A 25,303-nucleotide genomic window follows, 5' to 3' on the forward strand; every position below is an offset into this window, starting at 1 on the left:
GAGTTTGCGCCGGCCGGGCCGGGTCAGGGCTGGTCCGCCGGCAGTTCCTGCCAGGTGCCGTCCAGGTGCATCTGCAGCGGCCGGAATGCCGATTTGTACGCCATCTTGCGGCTGTCGCGGATCCAGTAGCCGAGGTACAGCCAGGGCAGGTTCAGGGTGCGGCACTGCTCGATCTGCCACAGGATGTTGTACGTGCCCAGGCTGCCGCGCGCGGCTGGGTCGTAGAAGGTGTAGACGGACGACAGGCCGTCGTCGAGCACGTCGATGATGGACACCATGGCCAGCGTGCCGTCGGGCTCGCGAAACTCGACCAGGCGCGTGTTGACCCGGCTGGTCAGCAGGAACTGGGCGTATTGGGTGCGGCTGTCCTCGTCCATGCCGCCGCCGGGATGGCGGCCCTGCTGGTAGCGGGTGTAGAGGTCGTAGTGTTCCGGCGACCAGGCCAGCTCGGCCACGAACGCGCGCAGCCCTTGGTGGCCGCGCCAGGCGCGCCGCTGGCTGCGGCTGGGCGCAAAGCGCGCGGTGTCCACGCGCACCGGCACACAGGCCCGGCAGCTGTCGCAATGCGGCCGGTAGGTGAACAGCCCGCTGCGCCGGAAGCCCTGTTCCACCAGTTGGGAATAGGCGCCGGCGTTGATCAGGTGGCCGGGCGCCGCCACCTGCGAGCGCGCCTGGCGGCCGGGCAGGTAGCTGCACGGATAAGGGGCCGTGGAATAGAACTGCAGCGTGGCGAAAGGGAGTTCTTTGAGCTGGCTCATCGGCGGCGCCGCGCGGACGTCGGGCCGGCGGCTAACAGACATGTTAACGCCGAAGCGGGCGGCTCACGAGGACAGCAGCGAGTCCGAGCGCGGATGCAACACCCCGAGGCTGTCCAGGCGCCCCGGCTGCCAGGCCGGGCGCGGCTCGCCCACCGCCGCCCGCACATGCGCCACGAAGCGCTCGCGCGGCACCGGCCGGGCGCCCAGGCTGGCCAGGTGGCGGGTCTGCTGCTGGCAATCGATCCATTCGACGCCGGCGCGGCGCAGGAACGCCACCAGATAGGCCAGCGCGACCTTGGACGCGTCGGGCACGCGGGTGAACATCGATTCGCCGAAGAACATGCGGCCCAGGCTGATGCCGTACAGCCCGCCGGCCAGCTCGCCGTCGATCCAGGTTTCCACGCTATGGGCGGCGCCGGCGGCATGCCAGGCACGATAGGCGCGTCGCATGGCGGCCGTGATCCAGGTGCCCGCCTGGCCGCCGCGCGGCGCCGCGCAATGGGCCACGACCGCCTCGAAGGCCGTGTCCACGCGCACCTGCACGCGCGGCAGCAGGCTGGACTCGTCGCGCGCGATCTGGCGCAGCAGCTTGCGCAGCGAATGCGAAGGCGCGAAATCGGCGCATGCCAGCACCATGCGCGGGTCCGGGCTCCACCAGAGGATCGGTTCGCCCTCGCCGTACCAGGGGAAAATGCCGCTCGAATACGCCAGGGTCAGGCGTTCCAGCGACAAGTCGGCGCCCGCGGCCAGCAGGCCGTCCGGGTCGGTCAGGGCGTGCTCGACCGGCGGAAAGGGCGTGTCGGGGGAAAGCCAGGGCAGCTTCAAGATCAGCGATGCGATTCGAGCGTGTAGTGGTGGGTGCCGAAGCTGCCGCGCCGGCGGTCCTCCAGGAACTGCTTGAGGGTCGTGGCCACCGTGCGGAACGACAAGTCTTCCCAGGGGATGTTGGCCTCGTCGTAGTAGCGGGCTTCCAGGCTTTCCGGGCCCGGGTCGAGCTCCGGGCCCAAGGCCTCGGCCAGGTAGAACAGATGGACCTGCTCGATCTGCGGCACATCGATCACCGTGAACAACTGGCCCAACGCGATGCGCGCGCCGGATTCTTCCAGCGTTTCGCGGGCCGCCCCCTGCGCGGTGCTTTCGCCCAGTTCCATGAAGCCGGCCGGCAGCGTCCAGGTATCGTAGCGCGGCTCGATGGCGCGCCGGCACAGCAGGATGCGGCCTTCCCAGACCGGCACGGTGCCCACCACCATGCGGGGGTTCTGGTAATGGATGGCGCCGCAGTGGTCGCAGATGTCGCGCTCGCGGTTGTCGCCGTCGGGCACCCGCCGGTTGATCGGGGCGCCGCATTGGCTGCAGAAGCGCGCGCGGCGCGGCGCGGGGAAATACTTCGGGGGCGATTGGACGGTCATGGCGTCGATTCTAACGGCAGTCGGGGCCCGTGGAGCGGGCAGTCGGGGCCGCTACAGCGGCGCCGCGCGCGCGCCTCAAGGCTGCGGCATGGCCACGAAGCCGAGCAGCGCCGGGATGTCGGCGCGCGCCACGCCCGCATGCAAGGGGGCGGCGGCCGCCAGCGACGGGTGCGTCACCAGGAGTTCATCCGTGGCGGCCTCCAGCGCATCCGCCAGCGGCCGGCCATCGACGCTGCGCAACTGTTCCAGCAGGGCGGGCAGGTCGCGGCCCTCGACCATGGCCGGCCCCGGCTCCGCCCGGGCATACAGGCGTCCGCTGTCGTCCAGCCACCAGCCGGCCACGGCGCGCAGCGGCAGGCCGGTGTGCGTGACCAGGCTGGCGCCGTCCCCGGCCAGGCGCAGCAGATAGGGCGCCGCGTCCAGGCGCACGTAGACCCGCTGGGGGCCGTTCTGGAAATACCAGCGGCCCTGGTCGTCGCCCTCGTAGTTGCGGCCGATGAAGTCCTGGATCTGCGTGTTGCCGATCGATTCGCCCGGCCCGCCGCCGGCGGCATCGCCTTGCGGATGCAGGCGCCAGCGCGCGCGCTCGTCCAGCGAAAGCCAGCCGTAGACCGCGGGAACATCGGGCCAGCGGGCCAGCGCTTGTTTGACGGAAGGGTCCATGGCGACAATATGCGGGAGCGACGGCCCGCGAATCAAGTGTCCGGGCTACTTTCCCGCGTAGCGGGCGAGAATGCGCTGCGCCTTATACACGTCCACCTTGCGCGAAAACTGGCGCTGGATGGGCTCCGTGGCGCTGGAGATCCATATCTTCATTTCCGCGTCCAGGTCGAAGTGGCCGGTCGTCTCGATGGCGAAATGAGAGATGCTCTTGTACGGGATCGAGTGATATTCGATCTTGCGGCCGGTGAGGCCCTGCTTGTCGATGAGGATCAGCCGCCGGTCGGTCAGGCAGAACATGTCACGGACCAGCTTGTACGCCAGTTCGATGCGTTCGCCCTCGTCGAGCAACTGGCCGATCTCGCTTTCGGCCTGCGCGATGCTGAGTTCGCTGGCATTGCCGAGCAATCCGTCCATCAATCCCATGCGGGTCTCCCGTTAGCGCGGGTGGTTTCTGCGGGTGGTTTGCGTGAGTGCGGGGTGGTTATACCAGCCGAGGCGCCCAACGAAAAAGGCCCCCATTGCTGGGAGCCTTGTTCTACTGGAGGCGCAAGCCGGAATCGAACCGACGTACACGGATTTGCAATCCGCTGCATAACCACTCTGCCATTGCGCCAGGGGCGTTGTGCCAAGCCCGCCATTGTACAGGAATCCGTACCGTTGTGTCGCGGCGGGCACCGCGCCGCCATGCGCACGGCGAGCGCGGCCAAACAAAAAGGCCCCGTAGGGCCTTTTGCTGCGACCCGGCCAGCTTGCCTGCCGGAGCGCGAAATTCTGGAGCGGGAAACGAGTCTCGAACTCGCGACCTCAACCTTGGCAAGGTTGCGCTCTACCAACTGAGCTATTCCCGCTTGGGGCTTGGTTGCCTGCCTTGCGTAGAAGGAAAAGCACCAAAGAACGAAAGTATAGCATCATTTTTTGCGCGTTGCCATCCCCCGGGCATCCTAGGCCGTCGGCAGGGCTACCGGCCCGCGGCCGGGCGGTATAGAGTGGGGCGCATGTCACCCCCCATCGATTTCCAGATCCCCGTCGCCGCCCTGGTTTATCGCGATGCCTCCGGCGGCGCCGACGCGCTGCTGGCGGCATTCGCGGCCGATATGCTGGCGCGCGGCCACCGGCTGCACGGCCTGTTGCAGCAGGCCGCGCCGGCGCCGGGCGGCGGGGCGCCGCGGCGGCGGCTGGTCGACCTGCGTTCCGGCCGCGCGTACCGCGTGTCGCAGGATCTCGGCCCCGGCTCGCGGGCCTGCAGCGTCGATCCCGGCGGCCTGGCGGTGGCCAGCCAGGTGCTGCGCGCGGCCCTGGATGCGCGCGCCGAGCTGGCCATCGTCAACCGCTATGGCGAGCTGGAAGCCGCCGGCCGCGGCTTTGCCCCGGAGATGCTGGCGCTGATGAGCGAGGGCATTCCCCTGCTGACCGTGGTGGCGGCGCGTTTCCTGCCCGACTGGCGCCGCTTCACGGGCCAGGCCGGCGCCGAACTGCCGCTCGACCGGCCGGCCCTGCAGGCCTGGTTCGATGCCGTGGTCCGGCCCGGGGCCGCCGCGGGGGCGGGCGCGGCATGATGCGTAGCGCGTCGATTGATTTCGCGCAGTTGTACCGCGAACACCTGGCCGCGTCGCGCGGGCAGCCCAAGCCGGCCCAGGCCTGGGATGCGCGGGCCGCCGAGCTGGCCCGCCGCATGACGCACAGCCGCTATGCCCAGGACTTCATCGGCCGCATGGCGCTCGACGGCGCGCGCAGCCTGCTGGACGTGGGCTGCGGGCCCGGCACGCTGGCCTTGCCGCTGGCGCGACGGCTGGAGCGGGTGGTCGGCATGGACTACAGCCAGGGCATGCTCGACGCCCTGGCGCAGCACGCCCGGGCCCAGGGGCTGGCCAACGTGCGGCCGCTGCTGCGCGCCTGGGAGGACGACTGGAGCGACGTGCCCGTGTGCGACATCGTGGTGGCCTCGCGCTCCACCGTGGTCGAGGACCTGGCCGCCGCGCTGGCCAAGCTGCATGAGAAGGCGCGCCGGCATGTCTACCTGACCCACCTGGCGGGCGGGCATTTCATCGATCCGGCCATCCAGCGCGTCGTCGGCCGCGAGCGGCCGCCCATGCCGGATTACATCTACGTGCTGAATATCCTGCACGGCATGGGCATTCATGCCGCGGTCGACTACATCACCGTGGACAGCCAGCTGGCCAGCGCCGCCGATTTCGACGACTACGCGCGCCGCGTGGCGCGCTCGATGGGCGGGCTGGACGACAACGAGCGCGAACGCTTGCGCGCCTGGTATGACGGCGCCTCGCCGCGCGCCCGCGCCGGCGCGCCGCTGCGCTGGGCTTTCATTCATTGGCGCGCGGACGAGGCCGGGCGGCCCTAGCGCGCTCAGCCGTCCAGCGACACGGCCTCGCGCCGCAACACCGCCTGCACGGCCGGCCTTTCGGCCAGCCGCAGGCTGGCGTCGGTCCAGGCCGGACAATCCTTGCGCATCTCCAGGCCGATGCGGTTGCCCCACCGGTACAGCACCAGCAGGAACGGGTCCACGACGGTGCAGCCGCCCGGCAGCGCCCAGCGCCGGCCATCGGCGAACTGCTGCTCGATGACCTGGCATGCCGCGCTGATGGTGCGCCGGGCGTGCGACCGGATCGCCTCATGGTGCGCGGTCTCGGCGCTGAAGCGCTCGGGCCGCCAGATGCCGCCGTAGCCGGTGCCGTGCACCCAGCCCGACAGCCAGCCCAGCCATTCGTGGCAGCGCGCCTCGGCCAGCGGGTCGCCGTGGGGCAGCAGGCCGGCTTGTGGATACTGGCGCGCCAGATAGACCAGAATGGCGTGCAGTTCGGTCAGTACCCGTGCCTGGCCGGGGATGCCCAGCGCCGGTACACGCGCCTTGGGATTGATGGCCAGGTATTCGGGTCGATGGTTGGCGCCCTGCGCAAGGTCGACGTGTTCCAGCGTGAAATCCGCCTGCACGTCTTCGAGGACGATATGCGCCGCCATGGAGCAGGCGCCGGGGGAATAGAAGAGTCGGTAGGTCATGCGGGCAGTCTATGGACGGCCCGCGCGTCCCGCAAACCAAGATTTGTGAGAGCCTGCCATTAGTGATATTAATGGCGCACCATGGCCGGACGACCTCTTCCACCCCTGCAGACCCTGCGCGCTTTCGAGGCGGCGGTGCGGCTGCGCAGCTTCACCCGCGCCGCGGATGAACTGGCGCTGACGCAGGGCGCCGTCAGCCAGCACATCCGCCGGCTGGAAGCGCTGCTGGGCCAGCCGCTGTTCGAGCGCGAGCACCAGGGCGTGGCGCCGACGGCGCACGCGCAGGCGCTGGCGTTGCAGGCTCGGCAGGGCTTGTCCGTGCTGGAGCGCGCCTTTGGCCGGCCGGCCGCCGTGTCCGCCCGCGTCGTCGCCCGGCCCGCTCCCCGCACGCTGGTGCTGAGCGTGCTGCCGGCTTTCGCGCAGCGCTGGCTGGGGCCGCGTCTCGCGCGTTTTCACGCCGCTCATCCGGGCATTGCGCTGGAGGTGCGTCCGAGCACCGGCCTGGCGCGCCTGGACAGCCGCGACCGCATCGATGTCGCCTTGCGCTACGGGCCGGGCAAGTGGCCGGGACTGAAAAGCGCCAAGCTGATGGACGAGGAAATCTTTCCGGTGGCGAGCCCGGCCTATCGCCGCGGCCGGCGGCTGCGCACCCCGCGCGACCTGCAGCGCTGCGTGTTGCTGCGCCATACCTGGCAACCCTGGGAGCCGTGGTTCCAGGCTGCCGGCCTGGACCTGGTCGAACCGGCCGACGGGCCGCACTTCGAGGATACCGAGGCCTTGCTCGCGGCCGCGGAAGCCGGCGCCGGCGTGGCGCTGGCGCGCCGCACCCTGGTCGAGGCGCAATTGGCGGACGGCCGCCTGGCGCGCCTGTGGGACATCGGCATGGCCGACGTGCATGCCCACTACCTGGTTTGGCGGCCGGACAGCGACAAGCTGCCCGCCATCGAGGCCCTGCGGCGCTGGCTGTGCCGCGAAGCGCGAGCCGCCGCGCGCTGACGGCGAGGCCCGGCCCGCGGCTGGCCGCGTCAGGCGACGGCGCCCGTCTCGCGCCGGATCAGTTCGGCGATCGTGCGCTGGCGGGCCGCCGGCATGCGGTCGACGATGCACGACACGCTGACCGCCAGGCGCGGGTAGCCCGCGGCGTCGCGCAGCGCGACGCCGACCCCCAGCACGCCCGGCACCGCGGCGTTGCCCACTACCGACCAGCCGCGGTCGCGGGTCGCTTTCACCAGCAGCCGCATGCGCGCGATCGTCATGTTCCCGTACGAACGCAGCGCTTCGCGGTTCTGCTGCATCACCGCCTCGGCCTCGTCGGCCGGCAGCGCCGCCAGCAGGGCCAGGCCGGCCGCGCCGACTCCCAGCGGCTGCCGGTGTCCGATGGTGACCGCCAGCACTTGCACGGGATAGCTGCCGATCTCCCGATGCAGGCACAGTGAGTCCGAGCCGACCCGGCTGATCAGGAAAGAAGAATCGCCCGTTTCGTCGCTGATGCGCCGCATGGCGGGCGCCAGTTGCGCCACCGACAGCGCGCGCGCATCGGCCGGCTGGGCCCAGGCGGATGCCACACGGTACTTGCCATCGTCCGGGCCGCGCGTGGCGTAGCCTTCCTCGACCAGCACGGAGACATAGCGGTACACGCTGGTCCGCTGCATGGCCAGGGCGCGCGCAATGCCGAGAATGTCCAGCCCGTCGGGCGCGCCGCGCAGCGCCGCCAGGATGTGCAGGCCGCGCCGCAGCGTGCGCGCCCCCGAGTCGCCGGTTTCCTGTTTGTTCATTATTTGAACGAGATTGTTTTTCCAATTGCCCTGTGCACGCCGATCATATACCGGCTGCCAGGCAGTGTTGTTTGAATAATGAACAAAAAAGCTAGGAGACCATCATGCATTCTGTTTTTCGATCCATGGCCCGGACGGCGGCGTTGCTGCTGGCGGGCGCCGCGCTGTTGCCAACCGCCGCGCGGGCCGCCGAGGCATACCCTGAGCGGCCGGTGACGCTGGTCGTCGGCTACGCGGCCGGCGGGGCCACCGACATCGTGGCGCGCCTGATCGCCAAGTCCCTGTCGGACTCGCTGGGGCAGCCCGTGGTCGTGGAAAACCGCACCGGGGCCAACAGCAACATCGGCGCCGAAGTGGTGGCGCGCGCCAAGCCGGACGGCTACACGCTGTACGTGGGTTCGATCGCCAACACGATCAATCGCACCCTCTACGAAAAGCTCAACTACGATTTCAAGCAGGATTTCGCGCCGGTGGCGCTGCTGGCCACCATTCCGAACATCCTGGTGGTGCATCCCAAGCTGCCGATCAAGTCGGTGCAGGAATACATCGCCTACGCCAAGCAGCATCCCGGCAAGCTGACCTGCGCGTCGTCCGGCAGCGGCTCGTCCATCCACCTGTCGTGCGAGATCTTCAAGATGGAAACCGGCACCGACATCCTGCATGTGCCGTATCGTGGCAGCGGCCCGGCGGTGGCCGATCTGCTGGGCGGGCAGGTGGATTCCATGTTCGACAACCTGCCCTCGTCGCTGCCCCACGTGAAGGCCGGCAAGCTGCGCGCCCTGGGCGTGACCTCGCTGGAGCGGGCGCCCTTTGCCCCCGACGTGCCGACGCTGGCGGAGTCCGGCCTGCCCGGCTTTTCGGTGCAGTCCTGGTTCGCGGTGATGGCGCCCGCCAAGACGCCGCAGCCCGTCGTCGCCAAGCTGAACGAGGCCATCAACCAGGGCCTGGGCAGCGCCGCCATGCGGGAAGCCTATGCCGCCGCCGGCTTCGTGCTGCCGGCCGAGCCCAATACGCCGGCGACCTTGCAGAAATTCATAGACAGCGAAATCGACAAGTGGGGCAAGGTCGTGACCACGGCCGGCCTCAAAGTGCAATAGCAGGACCCCAGGAGCCGTACGTGTATCCGATTGACTTCTTTCTCCGGGCAGCCGCCCGCTATCCCGGGCGCATCGCGCTGGACACGCCGCAGGGCGCCTGGACCTACGCGCGGCTGCGCGACGAAGTGCAGGCGCTGGGCGCGGCCCTGCAGGCGCTGGATCCCGCCCCGCAGAGCCGGGTGGCGATCTGCGCCGGCAATACCGCGCAGCACGCGGTGGCCCTGCTGGCGGTGCTGGCGGCCGGCAAGGTCTGGGTGCCGCTGAACTACCGCAGCACCGCGCCGGAGATCGCGCGCATCGTCGCAGCGACCGAGCCCGGTATCGTGATCACCGACCAGGTCGGCGCGCCATTGGTGCAAGGCGCGGCGTCGGTGCACGTGCGCCTGGACGCCAGCCAGGGCGACCTGTCGCTGGCAAGCCTGCTGCAAGCCTACGCGGGGCGCGCGCCGGTCCGTTGCGAGCCCGGTACCGATGCCACCCAGGCCATCAAGTTCACCGGCGGCACGACCGGCCTGCCCAAGGGCGTGATGCAGCCGTACCGCGCCTGGAATGCCGTCATCGTCAACCAGATCCACGCCTGGCAGCTGACCAGCGAAGACCGCTATGTCGTGGCCGCGCCGGTGACGCACGGGACGTCGACTTATCTGTTGCCCGTGCTGGCGCAGGGCGGCACCCACCTGTTCCTGGCGGAATCCTCGCCGGCGGCCATTACCGCGGCGTTCCGCGAGCGCGGCGGCACGCTGGCCTTCATGCCGCCCACGCTGATCTACATGCTGATGGCGCAGCCCGGCGTGTCGCGGGCGGATTTCCCGCGCCTGCGCAACCTGATCTACGGCGGCGCGCCCATGCCGGTGGAAAAGTTCGAGCAGGTGCGCGACTTCTTCGGCCCGGTGGTGGGCGCGACCTACGGCCAGACCGAATCGCCGCAGATCGTTACCGCCATTACCCCGGCCGAGCTGGCCGAGCCGGCCAACCTGGGGTCGGCGGGGCGCGCCACCTGGTTTTCCGAGTTCGCCATCATGGACCGCGAGGGCCGCCTGCTGCCGGCCGGGCAGGCGGGCGAAGTGGTGGTGCGCGGCGACCTGGTCATGACGGGCTACTGGCGCCTGCCGAACAAGACCGCCGAGACCATCGTCGACGGCTGGCTGCACACCGGCGATGTGGGCGTGGTCGACGAGCGCGGCTATCTGTATATCAAGGACCGCCTGCGCGACGTCATCATCACGGGGGGCTTCAACGTCTATCCCATCGACGTCGAGAATGCCCTGGCCCGGCATCCGGCCGTCTACGAGTGCGCGGTGTTCGGCATCCCCGACGATAAATGGGGCGAGGCCGTGCAGGCGGCGGTGCAGTTCCATGGCGGCGCCAGCGCCGAGCCGCAGGAACTGATGGCCTTCGTCCGCGACAAGCTCGGACCCGTGCATACGCCCAAGCGCATCCATGTTTTCGCCAGCCTGCCGCGTTCGTCCGTGGGCAAGGTGCTCAAGAACGTCGTCCGGGATTCCGTCATCAAGGAGATCGCATGAACCGCCCCGTCACCCGCCTGTGCGCCCACCACCTGGAGGGCATGTCGTACCGCGACGCCGACCTGGTCGAGGACCTGATCGGCAAGAAAACCTTCACCGAAGTCATGTTCTCGCAGATCATGGGCCGCGAGGCGCGGCCGGTCGATTTGCGCATCGTCGACGCGGTGCTCATCACCTTGATGGAGCACGGCCTGACCCCCAGCGCCATTGCCACCCGCGTCGTCTACATGAGCGCCCCGGAGAACCTGCAGGGCGCCGTGGCCGCCGGCCTGATGGCCGTAGGCAGCAGTTTCGTGGGCACCATGGAGAACTGCTCGCAGCTGCTCGACCAGATCCTGCGGGCGGACGACCCCGCCGCCGAGGCGCGCGCCATCGTGCAAACTCATCGCCAGGCCAGCAAGCCGTTGCCCGGTTTCGGCCATCACCTGCACAAGCCGGACGATCCGCGCTCCATCAAGCTGCTGCAGCTGGCGCGCGCCGAGCCCGACCTGCAAGGCAAGTGGGTCGGGGCGCTGGAGCTGCTGGCCCGCACGGTGGACGAGGTGTACGGCCGCCACATCACGATCAATGCCACCGGGGCGGTGGCGGCCCTGCTGGGCGAGATCGGCATCCCCACCACGCTGATGCGCGGTTTCGCCGTCATCTCGCGCGCCGCCGGCCTGGTCTCGCACGTGGCCGAAGAGCAGCAATGCCCCGCCGGCCGCTACATCTGGGAAACCATCGACCGCGCCATTCCTTATGTGGGCGCCGGGAAATCCGCGCATCACGAGGAGGGCTGAACATGGCGAGCGTCGCGACTCACCCCGGCGCGGGCAAGCCGGTCGCGCTGGTGACCGGCGGCAGCGCCGGCATCGGGCGCGCCATTACCGAGCGCCTGCTGCAGGACGGCTACGAGGTCGTCAACTTCGACCTGCGGGCGCCCGCCGCGCAATTGCCGGGCGAAGCCTACGTCGCGGTCGACCTATGCGACGTCGACGCCACGCGGCAGGCCGTGGCGACGCTGGCGGCCGAACGCGAAGTCCTGTACCTGGTCAACAATGCCGGCACGGTGCGGCCGGCATTGCTGGAAGACGCCACGCCGGACGACCTGGCGGTCGTCACGGCCTTGAACATCCGCGCGCCCATGCTGTTGATGCAGGGCCTGCTGCCGGGCATGCGGCGGCGCCAGTTCGGGCGGGTCGTGAACATCGCCAGCCGCGCCGCGCTGGGCAAGACCGAGCGCACGGTCTATGCCGCCACCAAGGCCGGCCTGCTGGGCATGACGCGCACCTGGGCGCTGGAAATGGGCGGCGACGGCATCACCGTGAACGCGATCGGTCCCGGGCCCATCGCCACCGAGCTGTTCGAACGGGTCAACCCGCCGGGCGCCCCGCAGACCGAACGCATCCGCGCCAGCATCCCGGTGCGGCGCATGGGCACGCCCGCCGACATCGCCCACGCGGCGGCATCCTTGCTGGACCCGCGCGCCGGCTTCATTACCGGCCAGGTGCTGTATGTATGCGGCGGCATGACCGTCGGACTGGGGAACGTGGCATGAACGACGATCTTAATGACTGGCGGGCCTTGCTGCCCGCCGCCAGTTCCCGGCTGGCCGGCAAAGTGGCGTTGGTGGCGGGCGGCGGCTCGAGCGGGCCGGGCTGGAGCATCGGCAAGGCATGCTGCGCCACGCTGGCCCGCCACGGCGCCAGCGTGTGCGTACTGGATGCCAGCCTCGACGCCGCGCGCGACGCCCTGGACGCGGTGCAGGCGCTGGGCGGCCAGGGCATGGCGCTGCAGGCCGACGTGGCCGATGCCGAGGCCATGCGGCAGGCCGTGCACGCCGTCATGCAGCGCCATGGCCGGCTCGATATCCTGCAGGCCAACGCCGGCATCGGCAAGGTCGGAGGCCCGGAAGAGATCGACATGGCCGACTGGGAGCGTATCCAGAAAGTCAACGTCGACAGCCTGCTGGTGGCCAGCCGGCTGGTGCTGCCCATCATGCGCGAGCAGGGCGGCGGGGCCATCGTGGCGGTGTCGTCGGTGGCCGGCCTGCGCTACCTGGGGTATCCGCACCTGGCCTACAACGTGACCAAGGCGGCGGTCATCCATTTCGCCCGCATGATCGCCCAGCAGTACGCCGCGCACGGCATCCGCGCCAACACCGTGGTGCCGGGCCTGATCGACACGCCGCGCGTGCGCCATACCGTGGCGCGCATGTTCTCGGCCGACGATTTCGACCAGGCCAGGGCGGCGCGCGACCGGCAGGTGCCCATGGGCCGCATGGGCACGCCCTGGGAGGTAGCCAACGCGGTGGCCTTCCTGGCGTCCGACGAGGCGGCCTACATCACCGGCACGGAACTGGTGGTCGATGGCGGGCTGATCGGCAAGTACGCCTGAATTCCGGATTTCCGCATTTCCCTTTGCCGCCGCCTGCGCGGGGCGGCCGTTCGTCCTTGCTTGATCCCGACTCACGACAGCAGTGTTTATCAGGAGAATTGCAATGTGGAATTACCGCAGCATCAAATCATTGGCGCAACTGGCCGTCTTGGCCGTCGGACTGGCGGGCGCCGTGCCGGCCGGCGCCCAGGACTCGTATCCGCAACGCCCGGTCACGATCATCGTCGCATTCGCCCCGGGGGGCGCGACCGACGTGCTGGCCCGCAAGCTGGCGCAAAAGCTGGGCGATCACTACAAGCAATCATTCGTGGTCGAGAACAAGCCGGGGGCGGGAGGCAATATCGGCACGGCTTACGCGGCGCGCGCCAAGCCCGACGGCTACACCTTGTACCTGGGCACCGTCGCCTCGCACGGCGTGGCGCCCAATCTATACAAGAACACCGGCTACGACCCTGTCCGGGATTTCACCCCGATCGGGCTGATCGCGGCCAGCCCGCAGATCGTGGTGGTGAACAAGGATTCGCCGCTCCGCTCGGTGGGCGACCTGGTGCAGCACGGCCAGAGCGATAGCGCGACCTATGCGTCGTCCGGCGCCGGCACCACCATTCATCTGGCCGGCGAGATGTTCAACATCAAGGCGGGAACCAAGATGGAGCATGTCCCGTTCTCGGGCAGCGGTCCCGCGGTCAATGCCCTGCTGGGCGGCCATGTGGACGTCATGTTCGACGATATGCCGTCGTCCGCGCCGCACGTGAAGGCCGGCAGCCTGCGCGGGCTGGCGGTCACGGGGACCCAGCGCTCGCCGCTGTTCCCTGATCTGCCCACGCTGTCCGAAGCAGGCGCGCCGTACGGACTGGCGGGGTTCGATGTGTCGGCGTGGTTTTTCCTGGGGGCGCCGGCCGGCATTCCGGATGGCGTCGCCGATTCGCTCAACCAGGCGCTCAATGCGATCCTGGTCGAAGACGATATGAAAAGCTACGCCGCCGAGCGCGGCGCCCAGACCTTGCCGGGCACGCGCCAGCAAGCTGCGCAGTTCATCGCCGGCGAGCTGAAGAAATGGAACGAGATCATTACCGTGGGCAATATCCCCAAACTGTGATGGCGTGAGCCGGCACGCTTGTTTGTTGCGTCTACAGGAGACTGTCGTGGAGAATCACAATGCCGGCAACGGCGTGGTCGCGCAATGGCGCGACGTGGTCGGGCGCCTGGCCGCCGAGGTCGGCGGCGGGCTGGGACTGATGCCGACGCCGCTGGCGCAGGCCTTGCATGCCGCGGCCCAGCCCCAGGACGGGACGGCCGCGCCGGAGGCGGGTCAAGCGGCGCCGGCCGAGCCCGGCTGGTCCGACTGGTGGGAGCAGCGTGGCCAGCTTGCCGCACGCGCCGTGAGCGCACAGGAGCTGGCGCGCCTTGCGCTGGACCGCCTGGCCCGGGCGCATGCGGCCACCGCTGCCTGCGTCGAGGTATTGCACGATACCGCCCTGGCGCAGGCGCGCCGGCTGGACCAGCGCCTGGCCGCCGGCGAACCGCCGGGCCCGCTGGCCGGTATGCCGCTGGCCCACAAAGACCTGTTGCAGCGCGCCGGGCGCCCGTCCGGCTATGGCATGGCGCGCACTGCCGGCGCGGGCGATACCGCCACGGTGCTGCGCCGCCTCGACGCGGCGGGCGCATTGCACCTGGCGCGGCTGCACATGACCGAGCTGGCCTTCGACCCCTCCGGCGCCAACGCCATGGCCGGCGATTGCCGCAATCCATGGGCATCCGCGCATATCCCGGGCGGGTCGTCCAGCGGGTCGGCCGCGGTGGTCGCGGCCGGGGCCGTCCATGGCGCATTGGGCAGCGACACCGGCGGATCGATCCGCATCCCGGCGGCGCTGTGCGGCGTCACCGGCCTGAAGCCCACCTTCGGCCTGGTCAGCCGCGCCGGCGCCATGAGCCTCAGCGCCAGCCTCGATCACCTGGGCCCCATTGCCCGCAGCGCGCGCGATTGCGCCCTGATGCTGCAGGCCATCGCCGGCTACGACATGGCCGACGCCGGCAGTATCGCCGCCGTGCGCCGCGACGACTACGCTGCCAACCTGGACGCGCCACTGCGCGGCGTGCGCATCGGCGTGCCGCAGGGCTATTTCGCCGCGGGCCTGCACCCCGCCGTGCAGGCCGTCATCGCGCGCAGCCTTGAAACCTTCCGCCTGCTGGGCGCCGACATCCGCGAAGTGCCGGATTTTCCGTACGACGCGGTCAACGCGCTGGCCATTCTGATGATCCGGGCCGAGGCGACTGCGCTGTATGAGCGCCTGTTGCGCCCGGACGCCGAACCGGTCTTGGGCGATTTCACGCGCGCGCGCTTGCGCGAGGGCGTGGCGATTCCCGCAGCGCTGTATTTGCAGGCGCAGGCCTTGCGCGGCCCGCTCGTGCAACGATTCGGCCAGACTGTGCTGGCTGGCGTCGACGTGCTGCTGGCGCCGGCATTCGCTTTGCCGACACCCCGCATTGAAGAGTTCGCGTCGCTGGACGAGCGCTCGCAGTTCCTGCGCGGCGAGCTCACCCGCCTGACCCGGCCGATCAATTACCTGGGGCTGCCCGCGTTGGCGCTGCCGGGCGGCGCCTGCCCCGTCGAGGGCGAGGCGGTCGAATTGCCGGTGGGCTTCCAGCTGATCGGCCGGCCGTATTCCGAAGCGCTGCTGCTGCGCCTGGGGCATGCGTTCCAGAAGGCCACCTCCTGGCACCTGCGCAAGCCGTCGCTGGCGCAGCAGTAGGCCGCCGCGCCGCGGGCCTGCGTCTCAAAGCCCGCGGTGTTCCACCGCAAACTTGATCAGCTCGGCCTGGCCGTCGATGTTGAGCTTGCGCTTGATATTGAGCCGGTGCGTCTCGACGGTGCGCACCGACAGCCCCAGCGCCTGGGCGATCTGCTTGTTGGCGTGGCCGTCGGCAATGTGGCGCAGCACGTCGCGCTCGCGCTGCGTCAGCAGCGTGGCCGGCGCGCTGGCCTGCGACAGCCGCAGCGCCGCTGTCGCGCTGAAATAGGTGCGGCCGGTCATGACCGCGTGGATCGCGGTGACGATTTCCTGCGCGGGCTCGTCCTTGAGCAGGTATCCGCGGGCCCCGGCCTTGACGGCCTGCACCATGTACTCGGCATTGTCGTGCATGGACAGCACCAGCACGGCGATCTGCGGATATTGCTCATGCAACTGGGCCGTCAGCGCCAGGCCGCCGATGCCGGGCATGTTCAGGTCCATCAGCACCAGGTGGGGCAGGGTGCCGCCGTGCGGGTCGGCCGCCAGGCAGTCCTGCAGGAAGGCCAGCGCGGCCGCCGGGTTGCCGGCCTCGCCCACGACCTCCAGGCGCGGCACGGTTTCCAGGCGCAGGCGCAAGCCGTCGCGCACCAGGGGGTGGTCGTCGACCAGCAACAGCCGGATGGTGTCGGCGGCGGGGCTCATGTCTGCGGTTCCGGAGCAGGGGCGCCGTCCGCGGCGAGGGGCGGCAGAGGCAGCCATGCCTGCAGGGTGGTGCCCTGGCCGCTGGAATGGCAGGCCAGCGAACCGGCCAGCGCCGCCATGCGTTCGCGCATGTTGCGCAGGCCGATGCCGCGCAGCGGGTCCTGCTGCACGCCGTCGTAGTCGAAGCCCGCGCCGTCGTCGGCGATGGTCAGGCGCAGGCCGCGGTCGCCATAGGCCAGGGTCATGTCGGCGCGCGTGGCGCGGGCATGCCGCAGCACGTTGGTCAAGGCTTCCTGGGTCACGCGGAACAGCGCGGTGGCGTGCGACTCGGGCAGCGGGCGCACGCGGCCGGTGGTGTGCAGGCGCACCGCCAGCGGCGGCGCGCCGTCTTCGCGCGGCACGGCGAATTCGCGGCCCAGGTGATCCAGCGCGGCCGGCAGGCCCAGGTCATCGAGCAGCGTCGGGCGCAGGTTGTGCGAGATGCGGCGCACTTCGCCCACGGCGGTGTTCAGGCGCTCGAGCGCGCCGCCGAGCGGCCGGTCGACGTGGGCGAGCGCCTGCGGGTCTCCGGGGCGCGACTGCCGCAGGCGCTCGCGCGCGGCCTCCAGCGACAGCTTGATCGATACCAGCACCTGGCTGATGCCGTCGTGCAGTTCGCGCGACAGGCGCGCGCGCTCGTCTTCCTGCGAGCGCACCACTTGCCGCGCCATCAGCCGCAGCTTGGCGTCGGACTGGCGGTGATCGCTGATGTTCAGCGCCAGCCCGCACGCCGTCACGCCCAGGATCGCCGCCGCGGCAATGCCGGCGACCCAGGCGAACATGTTGCGGATGTTGGCCTGGGCGGCGGCGTCGATGCGGTCCAGCGCCTGTTCGACGTCGTCCAGATAGATGCCGGTGCCCAGCATCCAGCCCCAGCGGTCCAGCACCACCACATAGCCCAGCTTCTCGACGGTCTGGCTGGTGGAGGGTTTTTCCCACAGGTAGCGCACCGCCTCGCCCTGTTGCCCGCCGCGGCGCGCGGCCGCCAGCAGGTTCTGTATCACCGGCTGGCCGTGGATGTCGCGCCGGTTCAAGAGGTTGCGGCCGACCAGTTCCGGCTGGCGCGGATGCATGAGGTTGCGGCCCTGCAGGTCGTAGACGAAGAAGTAGCCGTCGTGGCCGAATTCCATCTGCGCCAGCAGGGCGAGGGCCCGTTCGCGCGTGGCCGCGTCGTCGCCGGCCGCCTGCAGGGGCGCGACGGCGCTATAGGCCAGGCTGACATAGTGGCGCAGTTCGCTTTCCTTGCTGGACAGCCAGGCGTTTTCCACGACCTGCTTTTCGCGCTGGGCGAGCTCCAGCCCCTGCATGTAGACCGCGACCGTGATGGCGGCCACCGCCACCAGCAGGGGCACGACGGCCAACAGCAGAATCTTCAGGCGCAGTTTCATGAAAAAAAAGGGTCAGGGACACGCGGCGTATTGCGCTGCGCAACGCGCGGCCGGCCTTGCGGCGGTGGCGCGCGGCGCCCTCGATTTTACGGCTTCGGCGGAATATTGCTGCGCCGCACTGCGTAGTAATACGCAGCGCGCTTGCGTAGTTCCGCGCTTGTTGCGGCTGCGCCGAATCGAAATACTACGGCCTGCGCCGCCAGGGCGCAGCGTGGACGCGCGCGTCCAGCACCGCACAACAACGATTCTGCCCACCCGCAAGACACCCGCGCACACCGCGCTATCCAGGCGGGAGGCTAGAGGAGCCTTTCTCATGCAAACCAGCAGTAAAGGACTGGGCCGTCACCTGGTCTGGCTGGCGATCGCCGTACTGGGCGCGTTCGCGCTCGGCACCGTGGCGCTCGCCCGGGGTGAAACCATCAACGCGCTGTGGATCGTCATCGCCGCCGTCTGCGTCTACCTGATCGCCTATCGCTATTACAGCCGCTTCATCGCCGATAAGGTGTTCCAGCTCGACGCCAGCCGCATGACGCCGGCCTGGAAGTACAACGACGGCCTGGACTACGTGCCGACCAACAAGCACGTGCTGTTCGGCCACCACTTCGCCGCCATCGCCGGCGCCGGTCCGCTGGTCGGCCCGGTGCTCGCCGCGCAGATGGGCTACCTGCCAGGCATGCTGTGGCTGCTGGCCGGCGTGGTGTTCGCCGGCGCCGTGCAGGACTTCATCGTGCTGTTCATCTCGACCCGGCGCGACGGCCGCTCGCTGGGCGACCTGGTCAAGGCCGAGCTGGGCAATATCCCCGGCGTGATCGCGCTGTTCGGCGCCTTCATGATCATGGTGATCATCCTGGCCGTGCTGGCGCTGATCGTGGTCAAGGCGCTGACCCACTCGCCATGGGGCACCTTCACGGTGGCCGCCACCATCCCGATCGCCCTGTTCATGGGCGTGTACCTGCGCTTCCTGCGTCCGGGCAAGATCGGCGAGGTCTCGGTGATCGGCTTCGTGCTGCTGATGGCCGCCATCCTGTTCGGGCAGGATGTCGCGCAAAGCCCGGTCCTGGCCGCATGGTTCGATTTCGACGGCAAGAGCCTGACCTGGGTGCTGATCATCTACGGCTTCATCGCCTCGGTGCTGCCGGTCTGGCTGCTGCTGGCGCCGCGCGACTACCTGTCGACCTTCCTGAAGATCGGCACCATCGTCGGCCTGGCCGTGGGGATCGTGATGGTCGCGCCCGAACTGAAGATGCCCGCTCTGACGCAGTTCGTCGACGGCAGCGGCCCGGTCTGGTCCGGCAACCTGTTCCCGTTCCTGTTCATCACCATCGCCTGCGGCGCCGTGTCCGGCTTCCATGCCCTGATCTCCTCCGGCACCACGCCCAAGCTGATCGAGAACGAAACCCAGGCGCGCTATATCGGCTACGGCGGCATGCTGATGGAATCCTTCGTCGCCATCATGGCGCTGGTGGCCGCCTGCGTGATCGAGCCGGGCATCTACTACGCCATGAACAGCCCGGCCGCGGTCATCGGCACCACCCCCGAGCAGGTCGCGCAGGTGGTCTCGAGCTGGGGCTTCGTGATTACGCCGGCCGACCTGGTCCAGACCGCCAAGGACGTCGGCGAAAGCACCATCATCTCGCGCGCCGGCGGCGCGCCCACGCTGGCGGTCGGCATGGCGCACATCCTGCACCAGGCCATCGGCGGACCCAGCATGATGGCGTTCTGGTATCACTTCGCCATCCTGTTCGAGGCCCTGTTCATCCTGACCGCGGTCGATGCCGGCACGCGCGCCGGGCGCTTCATGCTGCAGGACCTGCTGGGCACTTTCGCGCCGTCGCTCAAGCGCACCGAGTCGCTGCCCGCCAACCTGATCGCCACCGGCCTGTGCGTGGCCGCCTGGGGCTATTTCCTGTACCAGGGCGTGGTCGACCCGCTGGGCGGCATCAACACGCTGTGGCCGCTGTTCGGCATCGCCAACCAGATGCTGGCCGCCATCGCGCTGACGCTGGGCACCGTGGTGCTGTTCAAGATGAAGCGCGACCGCTACGCCTGGGTCACCGTGCTGCCCACCCTGTGGCTGCTGGCCTGCACCCTGACGGCCGGCTGGCAGAAGCTGTTCGACGCCAACCCCAAGGTGAGCTTCCTGGCGCACGCGGCCAAGTACCGCGCCGCCATCGCGCAGGGCGAAGTGCTGGCGCCCGCCAAGTCGCTGGCGGAAATGCAGCGCGTGGTGTTCAACGACTACGTCGACGCGGCGCTGTGCGGCATCTTCATGCTGGTCGTGGTCAGCATCGTGGTGTTCGGCATCCGTTCGGTGCTGCGCGCCCGCGCCGAGCGCCAGCCCACCGCCCGCGAGACGCCCTACGAACCCCTGCCGGCCGCCGCCGGCGCGGCCTGACGCAACGGAGACGCCCATGCTGTTCGCCAACCTGGGCGCCGCGGCCGGCTCCGCCGGCCGCTATCTGGGCCAGACCCTGCGCCTGATGGTGGGGGTGCCCGACTACGAGGCCTATGTCGAGCACATGCGGCGTACCCACCCCGACCAGGCGCCCATGACGTACGAACAGTTCTTCCGCGAGCGGCAGGACGCCCGCTACGGCGGCAAGAAGCGCATCGGCTGCTGCTGAGCGGGCGCCTGGCGGCTCAGTCCAGCTGGATGTCCAGCCGGCGCACCAGGCCGCCCAGCCGCTCGGCCTCGGCGCGCACCAGCGCATCGAACTGTTCGGGCGTGCCGCCCACTACATCACTGCCGATGGCCTCCCAGCGGCTGCGGAACGCCGGGTCGGCGAAGATCTCGTTGAGCGCCGTGTTGTAGCGCGCGATGACCCGTGGCGGCGTGCCGGCCGGCGCCACGATGCCGTGCCATGCGTAGTAGTCGAAGCCCGGCAGGCCTGACTCGGCGACCGTGGGCACGTCCGGCAGCAGCGGCGAGCGGGCCTTGGTCGTGATCGCGATCGGCGTCAGCCGCTTGCTGTTGATATGCTGGATCGAGCTGCCGAGAATGTCGAACATGCTCAGGATCTGTCCGCCGATCAGGTCATTGAGCGCCGGGCCCGCGCCCTTGTAGGGGATGTGCTGTAGGGGCGCCTGGGTCAGGGTCTTGAACAGTTCGCCGCCCAGGTGCTGCGGCGAGCCGTTGCCGGCGGAACCGAAAGTGGCCTTGTCCGGGTTCGCCTTGGCGTAGGCGATGTACTCGCCGACGGTCTTGATGCCGGACGCCGGGTTCACCTCCAGCACCAGCGGGAAGCGGGATATCTGGATGATGGACGCGAAATCCTTGATGGGGTCGTACGGCAGGTTCTTGAACAGCGTCTGGTTGACCGACATATTGCCGCTGGCCGCCAGCAAGATGGTGTAGCCGTCGGCAGCCGCCTTGGCGACTTGCGCCGAGCCGACGTTGCCGGCCGCGCCCGCCTTGTTCTCGACGATCACGCTGGTGCCCAGTTTTTCGGCCAGCGGCTGCGAAATCAGCCGCGCCATGAGATCGGTGGGGCCGCCTGGCGGATACGGCACCACGAAGCGGATCGGTTGGCTGGGCCAGGTGTCGGCGGCCAGCGTGGCCGTCGCGGGCGCGAGCAAGAAAATGCCGAGCAGGATGCCGGTGCAGCGTTTCACGGATTGTCCCCTGGTTCGTTATTGATCGAGTGCGGCGGTCCGAGATGCGTATCTCGTCCTCCAGGGGGCATGGTAGCGGACTTCAGGCGCGGCGCAATGCGCCGGCCGGTATCAGCCGCGGTCCTGCAGCCATCGCAGGTACGCCGAACGGGTCCGCTCCGACACCGAGTCCAGCACCTTGCGGTGCTGGACCTGGTGCCGCACCACCAGCCGCGCATCCGCCACGGCGCGCGACTTGCAGTACCAATGGCAGCTGTGCTGCAGCAGGTACAGCTCCGCCGACAGATGGTACGCGCGGCTTTTCAGGTCCCACTGGCCTTCGTTGTCGACCACGTGGCGCAGGCCGGCCGCATGGATCTGCAGCAGCGCGCGGAAATCCCGCGTCATCCCGGGCAGGAAGCGCTCGATATACGGCACGCAGAACGGCAGGGCGCCCATGGCGGCGGCCTGCGCGCTTTCCTTCTGCATGGCGTTCGCCAGTGAGCGCGCCTGCGCCGCCGCCGCGCGTTCGGTCTGGGCATAGGTTTCCAGCACCTGCAGCTGGCGCGCTTCGTCCTTCTCGTGGATGGCGCGGGTATAGCCCTGCGTCAGGGTTTCCATGTGGCGCTCGAGCTGCAAGTCGGCCAGGTGGCGGCCCAGCAGGGCGATGTGCGTGCGCTGGTACCGCACGCGCAGTACCTGCCATGCCGCGACGGCCATCAACAAGGCTAATGCGGTTTCCATTACCCGTATTCCTCGATCGTCCCGCCCGATGCCGGCGGCGCGCAACAAAAAAGCCCAAACTGATGTTTGGGCTTCTTAAAATTCTGGAGCGGGAAACGAGTCTCGAACTCGCGACCTCAACCTTGGCAAGGTTGCGCTCTACCAACTGAGCTATTCCCGCATGAGCGCGCGACGGTGACACACCAGCGCGTTCAGTGAAGACGAGCATTATAGCAGCATTTCGGCGGCGGGGAAAAGGCGCTCACGTTATCACGTTAATATGGGCGCAGTTTCACCTCATCGCCTAAGTTGGGCCTTGCCTCATGCAGGATTTCCCCGCGGCCGTGCCGCCCGATTCTTCGCTGACCCCCGCCAGCCAGGACTTGACCCCGCTCAATACCCTGGGGCTGGCGGCCCGCGCCCGCGCTTTCGTCACCCTGCGCTCGCCTTCCCAGCTCGATGCGCTGTCGGCCCTGGCCGGACAGCATGGCAGCCTGCTGGTGCTGGGCGGCGGCAGCAATCTGGTGCTGCCCGCGCAGGTGGGCGGGCTGGTCGCGCAGGTCGCCTTGCGCGGCATCCGCCTGGTCGAGGCGCGGGCGGATGCCTGGGTCATCGAGGCCGGCGCGGGCGAGAACTGGCACGGCTTCGTGTCCGCCTGCGTGGCCAACGGCTGGGACGGCCTGGAGAACCTGGCCCTGATCCCCGGCACGGTGGGCGCCGCACCGGTCCAGAACATCGGCGCCTATGGCGTCGAGCTGGCCGACCGCTTCCTGGGCCTGACCGCCTGGGACGTGCGCCGGCGCCGGTTGGTGGAGATGACGGCGGCCGACTGCCGTTATGCGTACCGCGACAGCGTATTCAAGCACGACGCCCCGGGGGCCTGGATCATCGTTTCCGTGCGGTTCGCGCTGCCGCGGCCCTGGCGTCCGGTGCTGGACTACCCGGACCTGCAGCGCCGCGCCGAGCTGGCCGCCGCGCCGACCGCGCGCGCCGTGTTCGATGCCGTATGCGACATCCGGCGCGCCAAGCTGCCCGATCCGGCGGTCATCGGCAACGCCGGCAGTTTTTTCAAGAATCCCCTGGTGGACGCGGCCCGGCGCGACGCGCTGGCGGCGCGTCATCCCGGCCTGGTGTCGTACCCGCAGCCGGACGGCCGCTACAAGCTGGCGGCAGGCTGGCTGATCGACCAATGCGGCTGGAAAGGCCGGCGCCTCGGCCCGGCCGGCGTGCACGACCGGCAGGCGCTGGTGCTGGTCAACCATGGCGGCGCCACGGCGGCCGACATCATGGCGCTGGCCGGCGCGATCCAGCGCGACGTGGCGCAGCGTTATCAGGTCAGGCTGGAGCCCGAGCCGGTGGTCTGGCCGGGCGCGGCCGCGCTATAGGCCCAGCACCGCCTGCATGTCGAACAGGCCGTTGCGCTGCTCGCCCAGGAAGCGGGCGGCGCGCAGCGCGCCCTGCGCATAGGTGGTCCGGCTGCCGGAGCGGTGGGTGATCTCGATGCGTTCGCCCTCGCCGCAGAAGTACACCGTGTGGTCGCCCACGATGTCGCCGCCGCGCACCACCGAGAAGCCGATGGTGCCGGGCTTGCGCACGCCGGTATCGCCATGGCGGGTCCAGGTGGCCACGTCGGGCAGGGCGACGTTCCAGGCTGACGCGATGGTCTCGCCCATTTTCAGGGCCGTGCCGGAAGGCGCGTCCACCTTGTTGCGGTGGTGCGCCTCGAAGACTTCCACGTCGTAGCCCGAATTCAGGATGCGCGCCGCGACGTCGAGCAGTTTGAGCGTGGCGTTCACGCCCACGCTCATGTTGGGGGCGAACACGATGGCGATCTTCTGGGCCGCCACTTCGATGGCGGCGCGGCCGTTGTCGTCGAAGCCGGTGGTGCCGATGACCATGCGGGTGCCGTGGCGCACGCAGGCCTGCAGGTGGGCGGCGGTGGCTTCGGGGCGGGTGAAGTCGACCAGGCAGTCGGCGTCGGCCAGCGCGTCGAGCCGGTCGGTGATGGCCACCCCCGTATCGCGGCCCAGGAAGGCGCCGGCATCCTGCCCGAGCGCCGCGGAGCCGCTGCGGTCGAGCGCGACGGCCAGTTCCAGGTCGGGGGCGTTGAGCACGGCTTCGATCAGCATGCGGCCCATACGGCCGCTGGCGCCGGCAATGGCGATGCGCATGGTGGTTCCTCGGTACGACTGGGTTAGCGCAGCGGCTCGGCGCCGCCGCCGGGCTGGCCGATCGGGTTGCGCGGCAAGGCGTCCGGCGCGTTCAGCAGCAGTTCGCGGCGGCGCGGCGAGCTTTCCACCGGCTGGGCCTGCTGGGCGGGGTCGGCCTGCTGGGTGCCCGTGCCGGCGGCGTCGGGTTGCGCGGCGCCCGTGGCGGGTTGCGGCATGGCCGGCTGCGCGGCGCCCGACTGCGCGCCGCCGGGCGGGGTGCCCAGGGGCGGCAACTGGGCCGGATCGACCGGCGCCGCGGCCGCGCCAGCGGCATCCTGGCGGGCCGTTTCGGCGTCGAGCTGCTCGTCGGCCTTTTCGAGGGCCGGCTTGCCTTCGGCGTTCATCTGGAACGGCTGCAGTTCGGGCTGCTCGTCGCCGCTCCAGCGCGTCAGGCGGTCGTTCTCGAACCAGACGGTGAATTTGCGTTCCTGGGCCTTGCCGTAGCCGGGCTTGAAGTAATAGGGGTAGTCCCAGCGATCGGCGTGCAGCACGCTGGTCAGCGTCGGGCTGCCCAGGGCGAAGCGCACCTGTTCGCGCGTCATGCCTGGTTGCAACAGGGCGACTTGTTCCTGGGTGATCCAGTTGCCTTGCTGCACCGGCGCCTTGTAGGGGAAGCCCCATTTGTCGGACGAGCAGCCCGCCAGGATGGCGGCGGCGGCAGCCGCGGCCAATGCGGTTTTCAGGAACCGGGTCGGAATTCGTGCAATCATGGACTCGAAGCGCCCCTATCTGTGATTAAAAGCCGGTAAAACCGTTATCATAAAGGTTTCACAATGCGGTAGTTCTGCGGGCGGCGGAAAAAAGGCATCACGCTGCTACAGTCGGCTGCCGTGATTCCTGCCCATGCCACCGCGGACGGAGAGCGATTACACCATGACCACCGACCAAAGCGAACTGAAAAACATGGGTTTGAAGGCGACCTTCCCGCGCCTGAAAATTCTCGACATCTTCCGCAAGGCCGACCAGCGCCACCTCAGCGCCGAAGATGTCTATCGGGCCCTCATCGGCGAAAACGTCGAGATCGGCCTGGCCACCGTCTACCGCGTGCTGACCCAGTTCGAGCAGGCCGGCATCCTGACCCGCAGCCAGTTCGACAGCGGCAAGGCGGTATTCGAGCTGAACGACGGCGATCACCACGATCACCTCATCTGCACCAATTGCGGCAAGGTGGTGGAATTTTCCGATCCGGACATCGAAAAGCGCCAGCACAAGGTGGCCAAGGACAACAACTTCGTCCTGGAAAGCCACGCCATGGTGCTGTACGGCATCTGCGGCGACTGCCAGAAGGCCCGCTGAGCC

General features: G+C 69.4%; 26 protein-coding genes, 3 tRNA genes and 1 pseudogene. 14 read left to right on the top strand and 16 right to left on the bottom strand.

Annotation, left to right across the window (positions count from 1 at the left end; all coding sequences use genetic code 11):
- Positions 1 to 23: 23 nt before the first annotated feature.
- The 7 genes from CAL24_RS04730 to CAL24_RS04760 form a co-directional block, all read right to left on the bottom strand.
- Positions 24 to 758: an arginyltransferase gene (locus CAL24_RS04730; RefSeq protein ID WP_028356594.1), complete on the bottom strand. Its 735-nt coding sequence runs from the start codon at positions 756 to 758 to the stop codon at positions 24 to 26.
- Between the two features lie 63 nt (positions 759 to 821).
- Positions 822 to 1,583, bottom strand: coding sequence for a leucyl/phenylalanyl-tRNA--protein transferase (aat, locus tag CAL24_RS04735; RefSeq protein ID WP_028356593.1), 762 nt, complete (start codon positions 1,581 to 1,583; stop codon positions 822 to 824).
- A 2-nt stretch (positions 1,584 to 1,585) separates the two neighbouring features.
- Positions 1,586 to 2,167 carry an NUDIX hydrolase gene (locus CAL24_RS04740; protein WP_094805868.1) on the bottom strand — a complete coding sequence of 194 codons (582 nt, stop codon included), beginning with the start codon at positions 2,165 to 2,167 and terminating at the stop codon, positions 1,586 to 1,588.
- A 75-nt stretch (positions 2,168 to 2,242) separates the two neighbouring features.
- Positions 2,243 to 2,830 (bottom strand): DUF2946 family protein, encoded by a 588-nt coding sequence (locus tag CAL24_RS04745; RefSeq protein ID WP_028356591.1) that lies wholly within the window; start codon positions 2,828 to 2,830, stop codon positions 2,243 to 2,245.
- A 45-nt stretch (positions 2,831 to 2,875) separates the two neighbouring features.
- The gene (locus CAL24_RS04750; protein WP_028356590.1) at positions 2,876 to 3,253 is read right to left on the bottom strand and encodes a PH domain-containing protein; all 378 of its coding nucleotides are present in this window, start codon (positions 3,251 to 3,253) and stop codon (positions 2,876 to 2,878) included.
- 116 nt (positions 3,254 to 3,369) lie between these two features.
- Positions 3,370 to 3,443, bottom strand: a tRNA-Cys gene (locus CAL24_RS04755).
- Between the two features lie 159 nt (positions 3,444 to 3,602).
- Positions 3,603 to 3,678: transfer RNA gene (locus CAL24_RS04760), tRNA-Gly, on the bottom strand.
- A gap of 147 nt (positions 3,679 to 3,825) precedes the next feature.
- On the opposite strand from CAL24_RS04760, the gene CAL24_RS04765 reads away from it, so the two are divergent.
- Positions 3,826 to 4,386, top strand: coding sequence for a DUF2478 domain-containing protein (locus CAL24_RS04765; RefSeq protein ID WP_094805869.1), 561 nt, complete (start codon positions 3,826 to 3,828; stop codon positions 4,384 to 4,386).
- Positions 4,383 to 5,189: a class I SAM-dependent methyltransferase gene (locus CAL24_RS04770; protein ID WP_249278475.1), complete on the top strand. Its 807-nt coding sequence runs from the start codon at positions 4,383 to 4,385 to the stop codon at positions 5,187 to 5,189. The genes CAL24_RS04765 and CAL24_RS04770 overlap by 4 nt, the downstream gene beginning before the upstream one ends.
- Before the next feature lie 5 nt (positions 5,190 to 5,194).
- On the opposite strand, the gene CAL24_RS04775 is transcribed toward CAL24_RS04770, so the two are convergent.
- Positions 5,195 to 5,845, bottom strand: coding sequence for a glutathione S-transferase family protein (locus tag CAL24_RS04775; protein WP_094805871.1), 651 nt, complete (start codon positions 5,843 to 5,845; stop codon positions 5,195 to 5,197).
- 81 nt (positions 5,846 to 5,926) lie between these two features.
- Here CAL24_RS04775 and CAL24_RS04780 point away from each other — a divergent pair, with 81 nt between their 5' ends.
- Positions 5,927 to 6,841 (top strand): LysR substrate-binding domain-containing protein, encoded by a 915-nt coding sequence (locus CAL24_RS04780; protein WP_094805872.1) that lies wholly within the window; start codon positions 5,927 to 5,929, stop codon positions 6,839 to 6,841.
- A gap of 29 nt (positions 6,842 to 6,870) precedes the next feature.
- Here CAL24_RS04780 and CAL24_RS04785 read toward each other — a convergent pair whose 3' ends face one another.
- Positions 6,871 to 7,620 carry an IclR family transcriptional regulator gene (locus tag CAL24_RS04785; protein ID WP_094805873.1) on the bottom strand — a complete coding sequence of 250 codons (750 nt, stop codon included), beginning with the start codon at positions 7,618 to 7,620 and terminating at the stop codon, positions 6,871 to 6,873.
- Positions 7,621 to 7,724: 104 nt separating this feature from the next.
- Between CAL24_RS04785 and CAL24_RS04790 the strand changes: the two genes are divergently transcribed.
- The 7 genes from CAL24_RS04790 (at position 7,725) to CAL24_RS04820 (ending at position 15,372) form a co-directional block, all read left to right on the top strand.
- A complete protein-coding gene (locus CAL24_RS04790) occupies positions 7,725 to 8,717 on the top strand; it encodes a Bug family tripartite tricarboxylate transporter substrate binding protein (RefSeq protein ID WP_094805874.1) in 993 nt (330 codons plus the stop codon).
- A gap of 20 nt (positions 8,718 to 8,737) precedes the next feature.
- Positions 8,738 to 10,243 carry a class I adenylate-forming enzyme family protein gene (locus tag CAL24_RS04795; RefSeq protein ID WP_028356584.1) on the top strand — a complete coding sequence of 502 codons (1,506 nt, stop codon included), beginning with the start codon at positions 8,738 to 8,740 and terminating at the stop codon, positions 10,241 to 10,243.
- Positions 10,240 to 11,022: a citryl-CoA lyase gene (locus CAL24_RS04800; protein WP_028356583.1), complete on the top strand. Its 783-nt coding sequence runs from the start codon at positions 10,240 to 10,242 to the stop codon at positions 11,020 to 11,022. The genes CAL24_RS04795 and CAL24_RS04800 overlap by 4 nt, the downstream gene beginning before the upstream one ends.
- 2 nt (positions 11,023 to 11,024) lie before the next feature.
- Positions 11,025 to 11,780, top strand: a complete 756-nt coding sequence (locus tag CAL24_RS04805; protein ID WP_051439623.1) for an SDR family NAD(P)-dependent oxidoreductase — start codon at positions 11,025 to 11,027, stop codon at positions 11,778 to 11,780.
- Positions 11,777 to 12,619, top strand: coding sequence for an SDR family NAD(P)-dependent oxidoreductase (locus CAL24_RS04810; RefSeq protein ID WP_249278476.1), 843 nt, complete (start codon positions 11,777 to 11,779; stop codon positions 12,617 to 12,619). The genes CAL24_RS04805 and CAL24_RS04810 overlap by 4 nt, the downstream gene beginning before the upstream one ends.
- Before the next feature lie 103 nt (positions 12,620 to 12,722).
- Positions 12,723 to 13,718: a Bug family tripartite tricarboxylate transporter substrate binding protein gene (locus CAL24_RS04815; protein ID WP_038854095.1), complete on the top strand. Its 996-nt coding sequence runs from the start codon at positions 12,723 to 12,725 to the stop codon at positions 13,716 to 13,718.
- Positions 13,719 to 13,764: 46 nt separating this feature from the next.
- Positions 13,765 to 15,372, top strand: coding sequence for an amidase (locus CAL24_RS04820; RefSeq protein WP_094805876.1), 1,608 nt, complete (start codon positions 13,765 to 13,767; stop codon positions 15,370 to 15,372).
- Positions 15,373 to 15,396: 24 nt separating this feature from the next.
- On the opposite strand, the gene CAL24_RS04825 is transcribed toward CAL24_RS04820, so the two are convergent.
- Both CAL24_RS04825 and CAL24_RS04830 read right to left on the bottom strand, forming a co-directional pair.
- A complete protein-coding gene (locus tag CAL24_RS04825) occupies positions 15,397 to 16,053 on the bottom strand; it encodes a response regulator (protein WP_028356580.1) in 657 nt (218 codons plus the stop codon).
- Positions 16,050 to 17,480 carry a cache domain-containing protein gene (locus CAL24_RS04830; RefSeq protein WP_094805877.1) on the bottom strand — a complete coding sequence of 477 codons (1,431 nt, stop codon included), beginning with the start codon at positions 17,478 to 17,480 and terminating at the stop codon, positions 16,050 to 16,052. Before CAL24_RS04830 ends, CAL24_RS04825 begins: the two co-directional genes overlap by 4 nt.
- 313 nt (positions 17,481 to 17,793) lie before the next feature.
- Here CAL24_RS04830 and CAL24_RS04835 point away from each other — a divergent pair, with 313 nt between their 5' ends.
- Positions 17,794 to 19,875, top strand: a complete 2,082-nt coding sequence (locus tag CAL24_RS04835; RefSeq protein WP_094805878.1) for a carbon starvation CstA family protein — start codon at positions 17,794 to 17,796, stop codon at positions 19,873 to 19,875.
- Between the two features lie 19 nt (positions 19,876 to 19,894).
- Positions 19,895 to 20,104 (top strand): YbdD/YjiX family protein, encoded by a 210-nt coding sequence (locus tag CAL24_RS04840; protein ID WP_349290566.1) that lies wholly within the window; start codon positions 19,895 to 19,897, stop codon positions 20,102 to 20,104.
- A 16-nt stretch (positions 20,105 to 20,120) separates the two neighbouring features.
- Here CAL24_RS04840 and CAL24_RS04845 read toward each other — a convergent pair whose 3' ends face one another.
- The 3 genes from CAL24_RS04845 to CAL24_RS04855 all read right to left on the bottom strand — a co-directional run bounded on the left by CAL24_RS04845 (position 20,121) and on the right by CAL24_RS04855 (position 21,975).
- A complete protein-coding gene (locus CAL24_RS04845) occupies positions 20,121 to 21,092 on the bottom strand; it encodes a Bug family tripartite tricarboxylate transporter substrate binding protein (protein WP_094805879.1) in 972 nt (323 codons plus the stop codon).
- A gap of 111 nt (positions 21,093 to 21,203) precedes the next feature.
- Positions 21,204 to 21,815: a hypothetical protein gene (locus tag CAL24_RS04850; RefSeq protein WP_094805880.1), complete on the bottom strand. Its 612-nt coding sequence runs from the start codon at positions 21,813 to 21,815 to the stop codon at positions 21,204 to 21,206.
- An 84-nt stretch (positions 21,816 to 21,899) separates the two neighbouring features.
- Positions 21,900 to 21,975, bottom strand: a tRNA-Gly gene (locus CAL24_RS04855).
- Positions 21,976 to 22,117: 142 nt separating this feature from the next.
- On the opposite strand from CAL24_RS04855, the gene murB reads away from it, so the two are divergent.
- Positions 22,118 to 23,179 (top strand): UDP-N-acetylmuramate dehydrogenase, encoded by a 1,062-nt coding sequence (gene murB, locus CAL24_RS04860; protein WP_028356575.1) that lies wholly within the window; start codon positions 22,118 to 22,120, stop codon positions 23,177 to 23,179.
- Here murB and dapB read toward each other — a convergent pair.
- Both dapB and CAL24_RS04870 read right to left on the bottom strand, forming a co-directional pair.
- Positions 23,174 to 23,965, bottom strand: a complete 792-nt coding sequence (dapB, locus tag CAL24_RS04865; RefSeq protein ID WP_028356574.1) for a 4-hydroxy-tetrahydrodipicolinate reductase — start codon at positions 23,963 to 23,965, stop codon at positions 23,174 to 23,176. The two genes, murB and dapB, sit on opposite strands and share 6 nt — an antisense overlap.
- A gap of 296 nt (positions 23,966 to 24,261) precedes the next feature.
- Positions 24,262 to 24,714 (bottom strand): annotated as a pseudogene (locus CAL24_RS04870) (outer membrane protein assembly factor BamE); the annotation flags it as partial.
- Between the two features lie 163 nt (positions 24,715 to 24,877).
- Here CAL24_RS04870 and fur point away from each other — a divergent pair.
- A complete protein-coding gene (gene fur / locus CAL24_RS04875) occupies positions 24,878 to 25,300 on the top strand; it encodes a ferric iron uptake transcriptional regulator (protein ID WP_028356573.1) in 423 nt (140 codons plus the stop codon).
- The last annotated feature ends 3 nt before the right edge of the window (positions 25,301 to 25,303 follow it).

The sequence above is a fragment of the Bordetella genomosp. 2 genome (genome assembly GCF_002261345.1).
Taxonomy (GTDB): Bacteria; Pseudomonadota; Gammaproteobacteria; order Burkholderiales; family Burkholderiaceae_B; genus Bordetella_A.

Excerpts from the sequence above, each read along its gene's own strand:
- fur (WP_028356573.1), top strand. The coding sequence starts at position 24,878 with ATGACCACCGACCAAAGCGAACTGAAAAACATGGGTTTGAAGGCGACC.
- CAL24_RS04850 (WP_094805880.1), bottom strand. The coding sequence starts at position 21,815 with ATGGAAACCGCATTAGCCTTGTTGATGGCCGTCGCGGCATGGCAGGTA.
- murB (WP_028356575.1), top strand. The coding sequence starts at position 22,118 with ATGCAGGATTTCCCCGCGGCCGTGCCGCCCGATTCTTCGCTGACCCCC.
- CAL24_RS04730 (WP_028356594.1), bottom strand. The coding sequence starts at position 758 with ATGAGCCAGCTCAAAGAACTCCCTTTCGCCACGCTGCAGTTCTATTCC.
- CAL24_RS04805 (WP_051439623.1), top strand. The coding sequence starts at position 11,025 with ATGGCGAGCGTCGCGACTCACCCCGGCGCGGGCAAGCCGGTCGCGCTG.
- CAL24_RS04775 (WP_094805871.1), bottom strand. The coding sequence starts at position 5,845 with ATGACCTACCGACTCTTCTATTCCCCCGGCGCCTGCTCCATGGCGGCG.
- CAL24_RS04790 (WP_094805874.1), top strand. The coding sequence starts at position 7,725 with ATGCATTCTGTTTTTCGATCCATGGCCCGGACGGCGGCGTTGCTGCTG.
- CAL24_RS04740 (WP_094805868.1), bottom strand. The coding sequence starts at position 2,167 with ATGACCGTCCAATCGCCCCCGAAGTATTTCCCCGCGCCGCGCCGCGCG.
- CAL24_RS04770 (WP_249278475.1), top strand. The coding sequence starts at position 4,383 with ATGATGCGTAGCGCGTCGATTGATTTCGCGCAGTTGTACCGCGAACAC.
- CAL24_RS04745 (WP_028356591.1), bottom strand. The coding sequence starts at position 2,830 with ATGGACCCTTCCGTCAAACAAGCGCTGGCCCGCTGGCCCGATGTTCCC.
- CAL24_RS04765 (WP_094805869.1), top strand. The coding sequence starts at position 3,826 with ATGTCACCCCCCATCGATTTCCAGATCCCCGTCGCCGCCCTGGTTTAT.
- CAL24_RS04750 (WP_028356590.1), bottom strand. The coding sequence starts at position 3,253 with ATGGGATTGATGGACGGATTGCTCGGCAATGCCAGCGAACTCAGCATC.
- CAL24_RS04800 (WP_028356583.1), top strand. The coding sequence starts at position 10,240 with ATGAACCGCCCCGTCACCCGCCTGTGCGCCCACCACCTGGAGGGCATG.
- dapB (WP_028356574.1), bottom strand. The coding sequence starts at position 23,965 with ATGCGCATCGCCATTGCCGGCGCCAGCGGCCGTATGGGCCGCATGCTG.
- CAL24_RS04785 (WP_094805873.1), bottom strand. The coding sequence starts at position 7,620 with ATGAACAAACAGGAAACCGGCGACTCGGGGGCGCGCACGCTGCGGCGC.
- CAL24_RS04810 (WP_249278476.1), top strand. The coding sequence starts at position 11,777 with ATGAACGACGATCTTAATGACTGGCGGGCCTTGCTGCCCGCCGCCAGT.
- CAL24_RS04780 (WP_094805872.1), top strand. The coding sequence starts at position 5,927 with ATGGCCGGACGACCTCTTCCACCCCTGCAGACCCTGCGCGCTTTCGAG.
- CAL24_RS04835 (WP_094805878.1), top strand. The coding sequence starts at position 17,794 with ATGCAAACCAGCAGTAAAGGACTGGGCCGTCACCTGGTCTGGCTGGCG.
- CAL24_RS04825 (WP_028356580.1), bottom strand. The coding sequence starts at position 16,053 with ATGAGCCCCGCCGCCGACACCATCCGGCTGTTGCTGGTCGACGACCAC.
- CAL24_RS04830 (WP_094805877.1), bottom strand. The coding sequence starts at position 17,480 with ATGAAACTGCGCCTGAAGATTCTGCTGTTGGCCGTCGTGCCCCTGCTG.
- CAL24_RS04815 (WP_038854095.1), top strand. The coding sequence starts at position 12,723 with ATGTGGAATTACCGCAGCATCAAATCATTGGCGCAACTGGCCGTCTTG.